Origin of the sequence: Phyllobacterium sp. (assembly GCF_037994425.1) — a bacterium.
Taxonomy (GTDB): domain Bacteria; phylum Pseudomonadota; class Alphaproteobacteria; order Rhizobiales; family Rhizobiaceae; genus Phyllobacterium.
The window spans coordinates 16,230-31,569 of record NZ_JBBNAM010000402.1 but is presented as its reverse complement, the minus strand read 5'-3'; the positions used below and the strand labels follow the sequence as shown (position 1 = coordinate 31,569).

15 protein-coding genes are annotated in these 15,340 nt (G+C 59.6%); 10 read left to right on the top strand and 5 right to left on the bottom strand.

Translation table 11 applies throughout. The features are described from left to right. Positions 1–15: 15 nt before the first annotated feature. From AAAB35_RS26550 to lpxK, 3 genes are read left to right on the top strand one after another with little or no spacing between them, the layout of a single operon-like run. On the top strand, positions 16–789 hold the full coding sequence (locus tag AAAB35_RS26550; RefSeq protein WP_340671330.1) for a lysophospholipid acyltransferase family protein: 774 nt from the start codon (positions 16–18) through the stop codon (positions 787–789). After that, positions 786–2,108: a lipid IV(A) 3-deoxy-D-manno-octulosonic acid transferase gene (waaA, locus tag AAAB35_RS26545; protein WP_340671329.1), complete on the top strand. Its 1,323-nt coding sequence runs from the start codon at positions 786–788 to the stop codon at positions 2,106–2,108. The genes AAAB35_RS26550 and waaA overlap by 4 nt, the downstream gene beginning before the upstream one ends. After that, positions 2,105–3,136 (top strand): tetraacyldisaccharide 4'-kinase, encoded by a 1,032-nt coding sequence (gene lpxK / locus AAAB35_RS26540; protein WP_340671328.1) that lies wholly within the window; start codon positions 2,105–2,107, stop codon positions 3,134–3,136. Before waaA ends, lpxK begins: the two co-directional genes overlap by 4 nt. Here lpxK and AAAB35_RS26535 read toward each other — a convergent pair. The 3 genes from AAAB35_RS26535 to mutL all read right to left on the bottom strand — a co-directional run bounded on the left by AAAB35_RS26535 (position 3,131) and on the right by mutL (position 5,773). Continuing rightward, entirely contained in the window at positions 3,131–3,586 is a 456-nt protein-coding gene (locus tag AAAB35_RS26535; protein ID WP_340671327.1) for a hypothetical protein, read from the bottom strand. The two genes, lpxK and AAAB35_RS26535, sit on opposite strands and share 6 nt — an antisense overlap. 5 nt (positions 3,587–3,591) lie before the next feature. Then, the gene (locus AAAB35_RS26530) at positions 3,592–3,828 is read right to left on the bottom strand and encodes a DUF2093 domain-containing protein (RefSeq protein WP_340671326.1); all 237 of its coding nucleotides are present in this window, start codon (positions 3,826–3,828) and stop codon (positions 3,592–3,594) included. Positions 3,829–3,913: 85 nt separating this feature from the next. Further along, the gene (gene mutL / locus AAAB35_RS26525) at positions 3,914–5,773 is read right to left on the bottom strand and encodes a DNA mismatch repair endonuclease MutL (RefSeq protein WP_340671325.1); all 1,860 of its coding nucleotides are present in this window, start codon (positions 5,771–5,773) and stop codon (positions 3,914–3,916) included. 219 nt (positions 5,774–5,992) lie between these two features. Between mutL and AAAB35_RS26520 the strand changes: the two genes are divergently transcribed. After that, positions 5,993–7,183, top strand: coding sequence for an acyl-CoA dehydrogenase (locus AAAB35_RS26520; protein WP_340671324.1), 1,191 nt, complete (start codon positions 5,993–5,995; stop codon positions 7,181–7,183). 119 nt (positions 7,184–7,302) lie between these two features. Beyond that, complete coding sequence (locus tag AAAB35_RS26515) at positions 7,303–7,680, top strand: VOC family protein (RefSeq protein ID WP_340671323.1); 378 nt, start codon at positions 7,303–7,305, stop codon at positions 7,678–7,680. Between the two features lie 7 nt (positions 7,681–7,687). Here the strand turns inward: AAAB35_RS26515 and AAAB35_RS26510 are convergent, their stop codons facing one another. Both AAAB35_RS26510 and AAAB35_RS26505 read right to left on the bottom strand, forming a co-directional pair. Next, positions 7,688–8,977, bottom strand: a complete 1,290-nt coding sequence (locus AAAB35_RS26510) for an aminotransferase class I/II-fold pyridoxal phosphate-dependent enzyme (protein WP_340671322.1) — start codon at positions 8,975–8,977, stop codon at positions 7,688–7,690. 5 nt (positions 8,978–8,982) lie between these two features. After that, positions 8,983–9,321: a TIGR01244 family sulfur transferase gene (locus tag AAAB35_RS26505; protein WP_340671321.1), complete on the bottom strand. Its 339-nt coding sequence runs from the start codon at positions 9,319–9,321 to the stop codon at positions 8,983–8,985. Between the two features lie 360 nt (positions 9,322–9,681). Between AAAB35_RS26505 and urtA the strand changes: the two genes are divergently transcribed. The 5 genes from urtA to urtE all read left to right on the top strand — a co-directional run bounded on the left by urtA (position 9,682) and on the right by urtE (position 15,285). After that, on the top strand, positions 9,682–10,932 hold the full coding sequence (gene urtA / locus AAAB35_RS26500; RefSeq protein WP_340671372.1) for an urea ABC transporter substrate-binding protein: 1,251 nt from the start codon (positions 9,682–9,684) through the stop codon (positions 10,930–10,932). A 99-nt stretch (positions 10,933–11,031) separates the two neighbouring features. Further along, a complete protein-coding gene (gene urtB, locus AAAB35_RS26495) occupies positions 11,032–12,657 on the top strand; it encodes an urea ABC transporter permease subunit UrtB (protein ID WP_340671320.1) in 1,626 nt (541 codons plus the stop codon). Beyond that, positions 12,654–13,832, top strand: coding sequence for an urea ABC transporter permease subunit UrtC (gene urtC / locus AAAB35_RS26490; protein ID WP_340671319.1), 1,179 nt, complete (start codon positions 12,654–12,656; stop codon positions 13,830–13,832). Before urtB ends, urtC begins: the two co-directional genes overlap by 4 nt. 3 nt (positions 13,833–13,835) lie before the next feature. Further along, positions 13,836–14,582, top strand: coding sequence for an urea ABC transporter ATP-binding protein UrtD (urtD, locus tag AAAB35_RS26485; RefSeq protein ID WP_340671318.1), 747 nt, complete (start codon positions 13,836–13,838; stop codon positions 14,580–14,582). Positions 14,583–14,589: 7 nt separating this feature from the next. After that, positions 14,590–15,285: an urea ABC transporter ATP-binding subunit UrtE gene (gene urtE / locus AAAB35_RS26480; RefSeq protein ID WP_340671317.1), complete on the top strand. Its 696-nt coding sequence runs from the start codon at positions 14,590–14,592 to the stop codon at positions 15,283–15,285. The last annotated feature ends 55 nt before the right edge of the window (positions 15,286–15,340 follow it).

Sequence of the window (15,340 nt, the reverse complement as noted above, 5' to 3'; positions counted from 1 at the left end):
AGGTCGGATCGACGTATGACAGAACAGAATTCAGCAACGGCCAAGGCGCCTCGCCGCAAAGCTGGGGTGCTCAAGCGCTTCTGGCGGTCGATACGCGGCCCGCTCGCGAATTCGCCCATCGTTCGCAGCCTGATTGTATGGCTGATCACGCAGTTTTTCCGGCTGGTGAATATCACCAATCCACGGCTCAAGGGCTCATCGGACCTCGAGGACATGAAGCGCGGCGGTGAACCGTTTATCGCGGTCGCATGGCATGGGCAACATTTGATGGCGCCGTTTCTCATGCCGCGCGGCGTTCGCTTCGTTGCGATGTTTTCGAAGAGCAAGGATGCAGAACTCAATGCACGCGTTGCCGAGCGCTTCGGCGTCGAGATCGTTCGCGGCTCAGGTGGAAGGGACCGCTCGAAGGGTACGGAAAAAGGCGGCGCGCGGGCCCTCCTTGTCTTGAAGAAGGCGTTGGCCGAGGGCAAGACGGCCGCCATGATCGCGGATATCCCGCATGGAACGCCGCGCGACTCTGGCCCTGGTGTCATTCTCCTTGCCAAACTGTCCGGCCGGCCGATCCTGCCGATATGTTATCTGACGACGCGTCGAAAAGTTCTGGAGAAGAGTTGGGACAAGACCACGATTCCCTTGCCATTCGGCAAATCGGGGTTGATTGTCGGCGACCCTATCTTTGTTCCCGAAGATGCAGATGAAGCAATGCTCGAAGCCAAGCGTGTCGAATTGACCGATAGTTTGAACGCGAACACGAAGCGCGTGCATGAACTCGTGGACGGCGCGGCATGAGCGAAAAATGGGCACGCCTGGTCCTCGGCACCTACCGCTGGCTTGGCGCGGCAACATTTCCCATCGTCGGCGCTTATGTTGCTTTCCGCGCCAGCAAGGGCAAGGAGGAGCGTGGCCGCCACGGTGAACGCTATGGTGCTGCAAGTGTAGCGCGGCCATCGGGACCGCTCATCTGGGTTCATGCGGCGAGTGTTGGCGAGACGTCCGCGGTCACCCCGCTCGTCGAGGCCATCGTCGACATGGACATTCATGTCGTCCTGACAACCGGCACGGTGACTTCGGCGAAGATGGTGCAGGAGCGGCTCGGTGACCGGGTCATCCACCAATATGTGCCGCTTGATCTCAAGCCAGCTGTCGATCGCTTTCTGACGCATTGGCAGCCTGACCTCGCCATCATCTGCGAATCCGAGATTTGGCCCATGACGATCCTCGAGCTTGGCACCAGGCGGGTACCGCAGGTGCTCGTCAATGGACGCATGTCGGACCGGTCCTTCGCCAATTGGCACAAGCGCCCGTCGATTGCTGAAGCGCTGTTCGAGAACCTCGCCCATGTCGTTGCGCAATCGGATCTCGACGGCGAAAGGTTCCGCGCGCTCGGCGCAAGGCCGGTGACCGTATCTGGCAACCTCAAGGTTGATACGGCCGTGCCGCCAGTGAACAATGCGGAGCTTCTGGCGATGCAGCGCATGATTGGTGCGCGCAAGACTTGGGCAGCGATTTCGACTCATCAGGGCGAAGAAGAAATCGTCGCGCAGGTCCATCATATGCTTAAGGCGCGCCATCGCGATCTCTTGACGATCATCGTGCCGCGCCATCCCGACCGTGCGCCGGCAATCGCTGAAGCGATCGAGAAAATGGGATTGAAGGTTGCGCTGCGCAGCCGGGCAGACCAAATCGAACCCGACACCGATATCTATCTCGGTGATACGATCGGCGATATGGGGCTTTACCTGCGCCTTACGGAGATCGCGCTCGTTGGCCGGTCGCTCACTGCGCAGGGCGGGCAGAATCCGCTCGAACCAGCCATGCTCAAATCCGCCATTCTTTCGGGTCGCAATGTCCAGAACTTCCGGGATTCCTACCAGCGGCTCATCAAGAACGGCGCGGCAAAACTTGTCCGCGACAAGGACATGCTGGCAGGCGCGGTGAACTACCTCTTTAATAACCCCGAGGAACGGCAGGTCATGATCGAAGCTGGCCTGAAGACCGTCGAAGACATGCGCGGGTCGCTGGATCGTACCTTGACGGCGCTTGAGCCCTTCATCCAGCCGCTCGTTCTCCAGGCTCGGCTGAGCAATCGCGAAAGCGGCTGGAAATGATGAGCGAAGCGCCTCCCTTCTGGTGGGAAAAGCCGGATTGGCGGGCCTGGGCTCTGAGCCCGTTTTCCATGCTTTATGGGGAGGTGGCCGGGCGTCGGATACGACGGGCCAAACCACCTACGGTTCCGGTGCCGGTCTTGTGCATCGGCAATTTTATAGTAGGCGGCGCGGGAAAGACGCCGACTTCGATTACCTTTGCCAAGGCGGCGACCGCGTTGGGTCTGACGCCCGGCATCGTGTCGCGCGGTTATGGCGGGACGTTTTCAGGTTTGCACCGGGTCGACCCCGGCCACGACAGCGCACGCCTCGTCGGCGACGAGCCCTTGCTGCTGGCGCGGTACGCATCCGTCATCGTGTCTTCGCACCGTTATGCGGCGGCACAGGCGCTGCAGCAATCCGGATGCGATTTCATCATCATGGACGATGGGTTTCAGAGCGCCCGCTTGCATTTCGATTTTGCATTGATGGTCGTCGATGCTGGCCGCGGCGTCGGCAACGGTCATGTCTTGCCGGCCGGACCCCTGCGTGCACCGCTGATCGACCAGCTCATCAGGACCGATGCGGTGCTAAAAGTCGGTACCGCCAATGGCGCCGATCGGCTCGTGCGCAATGCGGCACGCGCGGCAAAGCCGATCTATGAAGGCGTTCTCAAGCCGGTCTCAACGTCTGAGATAGCCGGCAAACGGTTGCTCGCCTTTGCCGGCATCGGCGATCCTTCGAAGTTCTTCAAGACGCTTGGAGAGGCGGGCGGAGTTGTCGAGCAAGCACGGGCTTTTCCCGACCACCATCCCTACACCGAAGAAAACATCAGCGAGCTTGCGCAGGCCGCCGATCGGGACGGTCTCATCCCCGTTACCACGACAAAAGACCTGGTACGCCTCCTGGATGGCAGTCCAGCGGCCAAGTCCTTTGCAGGCCGTACAACCGTGTTGGAGGTTGAACTCGTGTTCAGCCAGTCCGACGCGCCGGCGCGCATCATCCGTGAGACGCGCGACCGCGCCCGCCATCGGCGGCTCGGTGCTTCATAGTATGCCTGGAAACCTCTTGTTGATCCTTGGGGGCGCTTCGCGCATCGGAATGTTGAGGCTCGTCCCCGTCGTCTGGCTGTAAAGCCGGTCATTCGAGAAGAGTGTCCCACCGGCGCGGGTGATTTCGACGCCAAGCGCAACACGCGTAGAGGCCGCGGCCGGAACCCTGATCTCATAGGCTACCGGGAAGGTACCGTTTCTGTTTAGCGTAAAACTTGTGCGGGCCAATCGCGGCATGGGCGCCGAGTTTCCCCGGCTGGCGTCGTAGGCAGTAACAAAGACGATGGAGCTCGCGGTCAGGCGCGCATATGGCGGTCCTTGCAGATAGCCGCGAATAGTCTTCGCCGGTCCGCTATAGGCCGGGACGTTGCTGGTCGTATCCGTGGTGCAACCACCCAGGAAAATTCCGGCCGCGACGAGATTGAACAAGGGTGCGCGGCGGGTCAGCATGTCGGTCAGCCTTTGCTTCGACTACGCAGATCGGGGTTCAACTGAAGCTCGTGCTCGAGCGAAATGCGCGCATCGGCATAGGCCTCCTGGCGCGCAACGCTCCAGTATTTGAGCTCGTCGAGCGGAATCTTCTCGGACGTCACGGCGCAAAGAACATAGGAGCCCGGCGACAGCACCTGAAAGTCGCCGTCGAGATAACGAATTTTGGCTTCGCGCGAGCCCGGTCCTTCAAATCTGTTCATTTTATGCCGATGTTTCCAGTCGATGATTTGTTCATTTACGGCTGAGACCCTTGGGCGGTCAAGCATCGCGAAGTACAAGAACGCTTTACCGGCGGCCGAACAACCGCTCGATATCCCTGAGCTTCAGTTCGATATATGTGGGCCGTCCGTGATTGCAGGTGCCCGAGCCTGGTGTTTCTTCCATCTGCCGCAAGAGCGCGTTCATTTCCTCCGGCTTAAGGCGCCGTCCGGACCGGACCGAGCCGTGGCAAGCCATGGTGGCGGCGACGTGGTCGAGGATCCCTTTCAGGCCATTGGACGTATCGTGCTCGGCAATTTCGTCAGCAAGATCGCGCACAAGCTGCTGTGCGTCTATCTCGCCGAGCATGGAAGGGGTCTCGCGTACCGCAATCGCCCCCGGGCCGAAGGGTTCAATGCCGAGACCGAAGCGCGCCAGCGTCTCGGCGTGCACTGCCAGCCGCTCCACATCCTCTTCCGGAAGATCGACGATCTCCGGAATGAGGAGCATCTGGGCGGGAAGCGGCCGCGAGTGCAAGGCTGTCTTGAGCGCCTCGTAGACGAGACGCTCATGCGCCGCATGCTGGTCGACGATGATGAGGCTATCCTCGGTCTGCGAGACGATGTAGTTGGCATGCACCTGTGCCCGCGCAGCGCCCAGAGGCGCTGAAAGCAATTCCCTCGGAACTTCGTCCAAGGAACCGCGCGCATCGGCTGCGATCGCTGCCGCGCCATCATAGAGAAACGGCTGTGCTCCCTCGGAAAAGCCGCTACTGGCGGGCACTGGGCGTTCCGTTTCCAACGGGCGGTATAGGGATCGTTCAACGGAATAATTCTGATTGACGGCGGCATTGCCACGCCAAGCCTGATGCGCCGGCGTAGGGCGGGCTGATTCGGCGCCGCCGAGCCTGAATGCATTCAGCATCGCATCGGCGCCGCTGGTTGCCGCGCGAATGCCCGATTGACCCAGCGCCTCGCGGATCGCACCAACGATCAGGCCGCGCACGAGACCTGGATCGCGGAAGCGCACGTCCGCCTTTGCAGGGTGTACATTCACATCCACCAAGGCTGGATCGATGTTGAGAAAAAGGACGACCACGGGGTGGCGGTCACGTGCGATCACATCGGCATAGGCGCCGCGTATCGCTCCCCATATTTGCTTGTCGCGCACCGGCCGGCCATTCACATAGGCGAATTGATGCAAGCTGTTGCCGCGGTTGAAAGCCGGGATACCGGCAAATCCTGTCAGGCGCACCCCATCACGTTCCGCGTCGATCGCGATGGCGTTTTCAGGAAATTCCCTGCCAAGCACCTGCGAGATGCGCTCCAGCATCCCTGACGATCCCGGGCCGGTCGCCGCAAGGTCAATAGGCGTCCGGTCGCTGCCCGCAAGGGAGAACCGGATGTGCGGAAAGGCAATTGCGATGCGCTTGACGACATCGCTTATCGCCGAAGCTTCGGCCCGGTCGGTCTTCATGAATTTCAGGCGCGCTGGCGTCGCAAAGAACAGGTCGCGGACTTCCGCGATCGTGCCGCCATTCATCGGCGTTGGCCGAGGTCCCTCCTGGCGTCCACCATGGACACTGATTTCATAGCCGGAATCAGCTTTAGCCGTCCGCGACCTGAGTGAGAGGCGTGAAACGGAGCCGATCGAGGGCAGGGCCTCACCGCGAAAGCCTAGCGCCCGAATGTCATGGACATTGTCCGTAAGTTTCGACGTACAGTGACGCGATACCGCAAGGGCAAGTTCATCGGAACCGATGCCTGAGCCGTTGTCGGTGATGCGGATAAGGTTTTTGCCCCCGCCCGCGGTGACGACCTCGATGCGCGTTGCACCCGCATCGATCGAATTTTCGACGAGTTCCTTGACCACGCTCGCCGGGCGTTCGATGACTTCGCCGGCCGCGATCTGGTTGATGATGGTCTCGGTGAGCTGCTTGATGGGCATTGCAAAATCTATAGTGGATTCGGGTCGGCCGGGAAATCCGTTGACGGCCCGCGTCCCCCGGAAAATCGTCTCCTAAGCCTACGAGTCTGGTGGAGCTTTGAATTTGACGTTCGAGACGGGCCCTCACGTCGAATGGGTCGAATGTCAAATTCGCTCCACTAGCCATCGGATCAGGTTTGATGATAGGTCTTCCGGCATATCTAAGGAGGAAAAACAATCATGGCCAATTCCAAGCCGTCCTTTGTCTGGACTGATCCCTTTCTCTTGGAAGATCAATTGACCGAAGACGAACGGATGATCCGCGATAGCGCCCGGGCCTTTGCTCAAGGCGAACTTCTCCCGCGCATCGAAGAGGCCTATCTCGAAGAGAAGACTGATCCTGCGCTTTTCCGGATGATGGGCGAGTCCGGCCTTCTCGGCGTAACACTTCCCGAGGAATATGGCACGGCGGGCGCGTCGTATGTCGCATATGGCCTCGTCGCGCGTGAGGTCGAGCGCGTCGACAGCGGCTATCGCTCGATGATGAGCGTTCAGTCCTCACTCGTCATGTATCCCATCTATGCCTACGGATCAGAGGAGCAGCGCCAAAAATACCTGCCGAAGCTTGCCTCCGGCGAGTGGATCGGCTGCTTCGGGCTGACCGAACCCGACGCCGGTTCTGACCCCGCCGGAATGAAAACTCGTGCGGAGAAGGTTGCCGACGGTTACCGCCTTTCCGGGTCCAAGATGTGGATCTCCAATTCGCCGATCGCGGATGTGTTCGTTGTCTGGGCGAAATCCGATGCGCATGACGGACAGATCCGCGGCTTTGTTCTCGAAAAGGGTATGAAGGGCCTCTCGGCCCCGAAGATCGGCGGCAAGCTGTCGCTGCGCGCTTCGATTACCGGCGAAGTGGTCATGGACGGTGTCGTTGTCGGCGAAGAGCATTTGCTGCCGAACGTCTCGGGCCTCAAGGGACCCTTCGGCTGCCTCAACCGCGCCCGCTACGGCATTTCCTGGGGTGTCATGGGCGCCGCCGAAGACTGCTGGCAGCGGACAGTGCAGTACGGGCTAGACCGCAAGCAATTCGGCCGGCCGCTGGCCGCAACGCAGCTTTTTCAGAAAAAGTTCGCCGATATGCAGACGGAAATTACGCTCGGTCTGCAGGCCTCGTTGCGCGTAGGCCGTTTGTTCGACGAGGGCAAAGTCGCGCCGGAAATGATCAGCCTGGTCAAGCGCAACAATTGCGGCAAGGCCCTGGACATTGCGCGCATGGCCCGCGACATGCACGGCGGCAACGGCATACAGATCGGCTATCATGTGATGCGCCACGCCCAGAACCTCGAAACGGTCAACACCTATGAGGGTACGCACGACGTGCATGCGCTGATCCTCGGCCGCGCTCAGACCGGCATTCAAGCGTTCTTCTGAAGCGTACTTTCGTCGAATGGACTTCGGTGCAAGCCTGTTGTATCGAAGTCCGGTAAGGACACCGCTCCTAGATCAAGCACGCGCACCGCCGCCTCTGCCTACCATTCGAGGAGTGAGCGATGAGTCAATCGAATATCCATACTGTTACTTTCGGGCGCGTTGCCCCAGGCCTTCCCGTTAAAGATATACAGGCCGCATGCGCCTTTTATTGCGAAGTCCTCGGTTTTCAGAAGGTCTTCGAGAACGGCAGCCCGACCGGCTTCATGGTCCTGAAAAAGGATGCCGCCGAGATTCACCTTAACCAGGTCCGCAATCCCGTCGCGACGACCACGAACGCTCTCCACATGTTCGTCGATGATATAGCGACGCTTTACGAGATCTGCGAGGCGAAGGGAGTCCGCATCATCAAATCCTTGAAAGACAAGGATTATGGGCAGCGTGCGTTCGTCTTCGCCGATCCGGACGGAAATCGCATCGACGTCGGACAGCGGATTTAGTCCGGTCTCACCCCTCTCGCTGCGCGATCAGCTTGTCCACGGCGGCAAGCAGGATGCAAAGGGCGATGCCTTCCGAGGCCAACCGAACCTCTTGAAGCGATGGAAAAGTCGGCGCAAGCCGCAGCGTGCTGTCATTGGGATCGCGTCCATAGGGAGAGGTCGCGCCGGCTGGCGTCAGAACGACGCCGGCCTCGCGGGCAAGCTCTACCACATCGCGTGCCGTACCATGCATTGCATCGACGCAGATGAAGTAGCCGCCGTCAGGCTTCGTCCACTGTGCAACGCCAGTACCGGCGAGGCGGGATTCCAGGGCTTCGATGACCGAATCGAATTTCGGAGCTATGAGGGCGCGGTGCGCATCCATATGCCGGTTGAGGCCATCCATGTTCTTGAGAAAGCGCACATGCCGCAATTGATTCAATTTGTCGGGTCCGATGGTGCGCTTGCCGGCACGGGCGAGATACCATTTTACGTTTGCCGCAGACGACGCGAACAAGGCAAGGCCGGCGCCGGCGAGCGTGACCTTTGAAGTCGATGCAAAGACGAAGGCGCGGTCGGCATGATTGGCCTGCGCGCAAAGGTCGAGAATGTTGGCGATCTCGTGCCGGGTTGCCGTAAGGTGGTGGACCGCATAGGCATTGTCCCAGAACAGCCGGAAATCCGGCGCGCCTGTCCGCATTGCGGCGAGGCGTTCCAGTGTTTCGGTCGAATAGGTTTCGCCCGATGGATTGGAATATTTTGGCACGCACCACATGCCTTTGACATCGGGATCGGCGACGAGTTCCTCGACCAGGTCCATGTCCGGACCATGCCCGGTGAGCGGCACCGGCAGCATGCGGATGCCATACTCCTCGCCGATAGCAAAGTGCCGATCGTAGCCGGGGACCGGGCAGATGAAGGCAGGCGATCCCGATTGCCGCGACCAGGGTTCCATTTCGCCCGGAACACCCTTGACCATCGCCCATAGCAGGCAGTCATGCATCATGGCGAGGCTTGAATTATCGCCGACGACTATGCGGTCTGCCGGCGCGCCCATCATGGGTGCGAACAGTGCGCGGACTTCGGCCAGGCCCTGCAGCCCACCATAGTTGCGCGCATCTTCGCCCGCTTCGCTGAAGTGGTCGCCGTTGCCCGGAAGAACGAGCATGCCATTGGCAAGGTCGAGCTGTTCGGGGCTCGGCTTGCCGCGGGTCATATCGATCCTGAGCCCTTTTGCACGAAAAGCCTCGTAGTCGCGGAGGACATGGTTGCGCAAAGCGTCAAGGTCATCGACGCCGAGATCAGCGATGGGGAGCATGCGAGTCAGCCCTTCTGCTGCTGGACGATACCGTAAATATTGGTCGACCGGGCGCCCGAACGACAATATGCGAGAACAGGCCCCTCAGCTTCTTCGAGTGCGCTGGCCATGGCGTCAACATCGTCCTGTGTCAATTGTCCGGAAACGACTGGAACGTAGTAGACAGAGATGCCTGCTTTTTCGGCAACGTTTTTGATCTCCGAAAAATTCGGCTGGTCGGCCGCTTCACCGTCCGGCCGGTTGCAAATGATCGTGTGGTAGCCCGCCGCGGCGAGATCGCGCACGTCGTCGGGTGAAATCTGGCCGCTCACGGCATAGCCTTCGTCAATTTGACGGATGTCCATCTTGTTTTCCTGGTGAAGTGAGAAAGTCGAACTACCATACATCAAAAGATGGTCAACACCAGATCCAAAGCGCGATCCGGGCTGATCGCTGCCTAAAATATCATCATTGATTGAGATGTGACTAAAGTATAAGCCGATTGCCGTGCGCGCGCCTGAGAACTGGGCACGCGTCCGCACATCTTGTTGGCAAAGGGGATAGCTAAATTACCGATAAATTTGAATAATTTATAATTTTTAATGTAGTTGGCGAAGTTGGCACACTCATTGCTTTTAATCCCTTGGTGCACACAACCAAAAGAGGGGTTTACCTGAATGTCCAGTCTAACAGCCAGATTTATTGGGACTTTTGCGGCCGCGGCCATGGGGGCGGCGCTGGCTCTCTCGCCTGCTGCAGCGGCGGATGACACGATCAAGGTCGGCATCCTGCACTCCCTGTCGGGAACGATGGCGATTTCAGAAACGACGCTCAAGGACACGATGCTGTTCCTGATCGACGAGCAGAACAAGAAAGGCGGCGTTCTCGGCAAGAAACTTGAAGCGGTCGTCGTCGATCCGGCGTCGGATTGGCCGCTCTTTGCCGAAAAGGCGCGTCAGTTGATCGAACAGGACAAGGTCGCCGCTGTTTTCGGCTGCTGGACCTCGTCGTCACGCAAGTCCGTCCTGCCGGTCTTTGAAGAACTCAACTCCATGCTCTTCTACCCCGTCCAGTATGAGGGCGAGGAAAGCTCGCGCAACGTCTTCTATACGGGCGCCGCGCCGAACCAGCAGGCGATCCCCGCAGTTGACTATCTCGCCAAGGAGGAAGGCGTCGAGCGTTGGGTGCTGGCAGGCACCGACTATGTCTATCCGCAGACGACGAACAAAATCCTCAAGGCCTACCTCAATGCCAAGGGCGTCAAGGATGAGGATATCATGATCAACTACACGCCATTCGGCCACTCCGACTGGCAGACGATCGTCTCCGACATCAAGAAATTCGGCTCCGCCGGCAAGAAGACCGCCGTCGTCTCGACCATCAACGGCGATGCGAACGTGCCATTCTACAAGGAACTCGCCAACCAGGGCATCAAGGCGGAGGACATTCCGGTCGTCGCCTTCTCCGTCGGTGAAGAAGAACTCGCCGGTCTCGATACCAAGCCGCTCGTCGGCCACCTTGCTGCCTGGAATTACTTCCAGTCGGTCGATGCGGATGCCAATGCCGCGTTCATCAAGCAATGGCACGCCTATATCAAAAACGACAAGCGCGTGACCAATGATCCGATGGAGGCGACTTATATTGGTTTCAACATGTGGGTGAAGGCGGTTGAAGCCGCAGGCACCACCGATTCCAATGCGGTCATCGATTCCATCGTCGGTGCGTCGGTTCCCAACCTCTCGGGCGGCTATTCGACGATGATGCCGAACCATCACATCACCAAGCCGGTGCTGATCGGCGAAGTGCAGGACGATGGCCAGTTCGATATCGTCTACCAGACACCTGGTCTTGTCGTTGGCGACGAATGGTCGGATTACCTGCCGGGTTCCAAGGACCTCATCTCCGACTGGCGCAAGCCGATGTCGTGCGGCAACTTCAACGTCGTCAGTGGCAAGTGCGGCGGCGTTACGAACTGACGCGTACCGGCTTCGGGTCGGGGCACATCCGAAGCCACTCCACCTCCGCCCGAGCGGAGGTGGAGTTCCCCGAAGATCTTCAAACCCAGGATTGTTTTGATGCAATTAATCCGTTTGCTGGCCGTACTTTTTGTGATGTCCGGGATGTTTTCGCAGGGTGCGAACGCCTGGGCGGAGACGGTCGAAGACGCAACGCTGCGTCCGCTGGTTCAGGCCCTTGCCGCGGACAATTTCGATGAGACGACGAAAGCGGTATCCGATCTTGCCAAGACTGGCGATCCTCGCGTGTCCGCTATCCTCAACGCGCTTACTGCTGGCGACCTTTACGTTGCGAAGGGCGACAAGTCCGTCTTCATTGGTAAACGCGATGGCTCGTACTACGCGGCAACTGATCCGCTGACTGGAACAAAACTTGCTCCCGTCGCGCGAAGCGCGGCCGAAAAGATCAAGGTCAACAACCGGCTGCGCCGGGACATCGCCGCCGCGATAGGCGGGCTCACATTGATGAGCGACAATCCGGCCGAGCGCCGTTCGGCAGCGGAAGCCGTCCTCAAGACTCGGGACCCTGAGTCGATCCCTCTCCTCGACCAGGCCATAGCGGCCGAAAAAGACGCCGGCATCAAGGGGTTGATGATGCAAGCGAAAGCGGCAGCGGTGCTGAATTCTACCGCGCCCGATGATGCGAAAATTGCCGCAATTGCCGAAGTCAGCGCCGGAAACAGCCGCGACGCACTTGGCCTGTTGACGCCGCTCCAGGGCATTGAGGGGCCGGTCGGTGACGCAGCACGTTCAGCAATCGGTAACATCGACAGCAAGCTTGCCCTGTGGAACGGTATCCAGAACATAGTCTATGGCCTGTCATTGGGCTCGGTGCTGCTGCTTGCGGCGATTGGGCTTGCCATCACCTTCGGCGTCATGGGCGTCATCAATATGGCCCATGGCGAAATGGTTATGATCGGCGCCTATACGACCTTCGTGGTGCAACAGATCATCCGCACATCCGCACCCGGCCTTTTCGACTACTCGCTGCTGATTGCGCTTCCTGCCGCTTTCCTGGTGTCCGGGGCAGTGGGTGTCGTCATCGAACGAGGCATCATCCGTTTCCTCTACGGGCGCCCCTTGGAGACGTTGCTTGCGACCTGGGGCATTTCGCTGGTTCTGCAACAGGCTATCCGGTCCTGGTTCGGCGCTTCCAATGTGCAGGTTGGCAATCCTTCGTGGATGGCGGGATCGTTCGATCTCGGCCTGTTGACGCTCACCTGGTCGCGCCTCTGGATCATTGTCTTTGCCCTTTCCGTCTTCGCGGTGCTGCAACTGGTCCTCAAGAAGACGATGCTCGGCCTGCGGATGCGCGCCGTCACCCAAAACCGCCGCATGGCGTCCGCCATGGGTATCAGGACGCCTTGGGTCGACGCGCTGACCTTCGGTCTCGGTTCCGGCATCGCCGGCATTGCGGGCGTTGCGCTCAGCCAGATCGACAACGTCAGCCCGAATCTGGGGCAGGGCTACATCATCGACAGTTTCATGGTGGTGGTGTTTGGCGGCGTCGGCAATCTCTGGGGAACGCTGGTCGGGGCAATGTCACTCGGCATCGCCAACAAGTTCCTCGAGCCCTTCGCCGGAGCCGTCCTCGGCAAGATCCTCGTGCTGGTGCTAATAATCCTGTTCATCCAGAAGCGCCCGCGTGGCCTTTTCGCACTCAAGGGAAGGGCCATCGAAGCATGATCACGAAATGGTTTTTCACCCATGTCGACCGCCGCGGTTCGATTGTCATCGCCCTGCTGGTGGCGTTCGCCATCCTCGTACCGCTGTCCAACCTCCTATTGCCTCCAACGTCGGCATTTCACGTGCCGACCTATCTTGTGTCGCTGATCGGCAAATACCTGACCTACGCCTTGCTGGCGGTCGCGCTCGATCTCGTCTGGGGTTTCTGTGGCATCCTTTCGCTGGGCCATGGCGCATTCTTTGCGCTTGGGGGCTACGCCATGGGCATGTATCTGATGCGCCAGATTGGCCCACGCGGCGTCTATGCCGATCCGGTGCTGCCCGACTTCATGGTCTTTCTCAACTGGAAGGAACTGCCGTGGTTCTGGCATGGCTTCAACCACTTCTGGTTCGCGGCGCTCATGGTCGTGCTTGTGCCTGGCGTTCTCGCATTCGGCTTCGGCTGGCTTGCCTTCCGCTCGCGCGTCACTGGCGTCTATCTTTCGATCATCACGCAGGCGCTGACCTATGCATTGCTGCTTGCGTTTTTCCGAAACGATATGGGTTTTGGCGGCAATAACGGCCTCACGGATTTCAAGGATATCCTGGGGTTCAATATCCAGGCGAATAGCACCCGGTGCATGCTCTTTGCAGCAACAGCGTTGTTTCTTGCGCTCGCCGTATTCGTGACGAGCTTCATCGTCCGCTCCAAGCTCGGCAAGGTACTTGTCGGTGTGCGCGATGCGGAGAGCCGCATGCGGTTCCTCGGTTACCGGGTCGATCGCTACAAGCTCTTCGTGTGGACAATTTCTGCCATGATGGCGGGAATCGCCGGCGCGCTCTACGTGCCGCAGGTCGGTATCATAAATCCTTCGGAGTTCGAACCGGCCAACTCGATCGAGGCGGTGATCTGGGTCGCCGTCGGTGGGCGTGGCACGATCATCGGGCCGATCATCGGCGCGGTGCTGGTCAATTTCGGCAAGACGTATTTTACCGCAGCTTTCCCGGAAGTCTGGCTGTTCGCGCTTGGCGCCCTTTTCATCATCGTCACCCTGTTCCTGCCGAAGGGTATTCTCGGCCTCTACGGTACGTGGCAGGCGAAGCGCAAGGAAAGGGCGGCGCGCAGGCGCAACGATGAAGGACTGCCCTCGTCAGAACGCGTGGGACCCATCGCCGAACCTCAGGCAGCGGAGTAAATCATGAAAGCCCAGGATACGCTCCTCTATCTCGATGGCGTCTCGGTTTCCTTCGACGGATTTCGGGCCATCAACAATCTGTCGCTCGTCCTGCGCGCCGGCGAAATGCGGGCCGTCATCGGCCCCAATGGCGCAGGCAAGACGACGATGATGGACATCATCACCGGTAAGACCCGGCCGGATACGGGCGACGTTTATTTCAACGGCGAGATTGATCTTACGCGCCACGACGAAGCGGAAATTGCGCTGCTTGGCATCGGCCGCAAGTTTCAGAAGCCCACGGTATTTGAGAGCCATACGGTTGAAGACAATCTTGTCCTGGCGCTCGCCGGTCCGAAATCGGCCTTCTCGGCTCTGTTCCACCGGCAAAGTGCCGACGAGGCCGAACGCATCGATGACATCCTGCATACGATCAGGCTGCATACGAAGCGCGATTGGCTCGCGGCCAATCTTTCGCACGGCCAGAAGCAATGGCTGGAGATCGGCATGCTGCTTGCGCAGGACCCGAAGCTGCTGCTCGTCGACGAGCCGGTCGCCGGCATGACCGACGCTGAAACGGCGGAAACCGCCAAGCTCTTGCGCGAGATCGCCAAGACCCGTTCGGTGCTGGTGGTTGAACACGACATGCATTTCGTGCGCGAACTCGACGTCAAGGTCACGTGCCTGCACGAAGGCGCGGTCTTGGCGGAAGGCTCGCTCGATTTCGTCAGCAATGACCAGCGCGTCATCGAAGTTTATCTGGGGCGATAGGAAAATCATGCTGACCGTCGAGAACGCATCCCTCCACTATGGCGCGGCCCAAGCGCTGCGCGGCGTATCGCTTGAAGTGAAACCCAAGTCGATCACCTGCGTTCTCGGACGCAATGGTGTCGGCAAGACGAGCATGCTGCGCGCCATCGTCGGTCAGCATCCGCTCTCGTCGGGCTCGATACGTTTCGAAGGCGCGCCGATTGACCGCAAGCCATCCTACGACCGTGCTCGCGCCGGTATCGCTTTCGTGCCGCAGGGCCGGGAGATCTTCCCTTTGCTGACCGTCCGCGAGAATCTTGCGACGGGATTTGCCGCGGCAACACGCGGTAACCGCAGCGTGCCGCCGGAAGTGTTCGAATTATTTCCCGTGCTGAAGACGATGCTCGGGCGCAGGGGTGGCGATTTGTCGGGCGGTCAGCAGCAACAGCTGGCGATAGGTCGCGCTCTGGTGACACGACCAAAATTGCTTGTGCTCGACGAGCCGACCGAGGGCATCCAACCCTCGATCATCAAGGATATTGGCCGCGCCATCCAGTTCCTGCGCGACCAGGCCGGCCTCGCCATACTTCTCGTCGAGCAATACCTCGACTTCTGCCGCGAACTCGCCGATCACGTCTACATCATGGATCGCGGCGAGATCGTTCATTCCGGCGATGCGCCGAGCCTCGACCGTCCGGACGTGCGCAAGTTTCTGACGGTTTGAAAAACTTGCCTTGCTGACGACAGGTCATCATCGCTAGGTTCGCTCCGGAGGAGCA

Bases quoted from the DNA above. Each gene is read 5' to 3' on its own strand.
- AAAB35_RS26520 (WP_340671324.1), top strand. From the start codon at position 5,993: ATGGCCAATTCCAAGCCGTCCTTTGTCTGGACTGATCCCTTTCTCTTG.
- AAAB35_RS26515 (WP_340671323.1), top strand. From the start codon at position 7,303: ATGAGTCAATCGAATATCCATACTGTTACTTTCGGGCGCGTTGCCCCA.
- AAAB35_RS26505 (WP_340671321.1), bottom strand. From the start codon at position 9,321: ATGGACATCCGTCAAATTGACGAAGGCTATGCCGTGAGCGGCCAGATT.
- urtC (WP_340671319.1), top strand. From the start codon at position 12,654: ATGATCACGAAATGGTTTTTCACCCATGTCGACCGCCGCGGTTCGATT.
- AAAB35_RS26535 (WP_340671327.1), bottom strand. From the start codon at position 3,586: ATGCTGACCCGCCGCGCACCCTTGTTCAATCTCGTCGCGGCCGGAATT.
- urtE (WP_340671317.1), top strand. From the start codon at position 14,590: ATGCTGACCGTCGAGAACGCATCCCTCCACTATGGCGCGGCCCAAGCG.
- AAAB35_RS26510 (WP_340671322.1), bottom strand. From the start codon at position 8,977: ATGCTCCCCATCGCTGATCTCGGCGTCGATGACCTTGACGCTTTGCGC.
- urtB (WP_340671320.1), top strand. From the start codon at position 11,032: ATGCAATTAATCCGTTTGCTGGCCGTACTTTTTGTGATGTCCGGGATG.
- waaA (WP_340671329.1), top strand. From the start codon at position 786: ATGAGCGAAAAATGGGCACGCCTGGTCCTCGGCACCTACCGCTGGCTT.
- urtD (WP_340671318.1), top strand. From the start codon at position 13,836: ATGAAAGCCCAGGATACGCTCCTCTATCTCGATGGCGTCTCGGTTTCC.
- AAAB35_RS26550 (WP_340671330.1), top strand. From the start codon at position 16: ATGACAGAACAGAATTCAGCAACGGCCAAGGCGCCTCGCCGCAAAGCT.
- lpxK (WP_340671328.1), top strand. From the start codon at position 2,105: ATGATGAGCGAAGCGCCTCCCTTCTGGTGGGAAAAGCCGGATTGGCGG.
- urtA (WP_340671372.1), top strand. From the start codon at position 9,682: ATGGGGGCGGCGCTGGCTCTCTCGCCTGCTGCAGCGGCGGATGACACG.
- AAAB35_RS26530 (WP_340671326.1), bottom strand. From the start codon at position 3,828: ATGAACAGATTTGAAGGACCGGGCTCGCGCGAAGCCAAAATTCGTTAT.
- mutL (WP_340671325.1), bottom strand. From the start codon at position 5,773: ATGCCCATCAAGCAGCTCACCGAGACCATCATCAACCAGATCGCGGCC.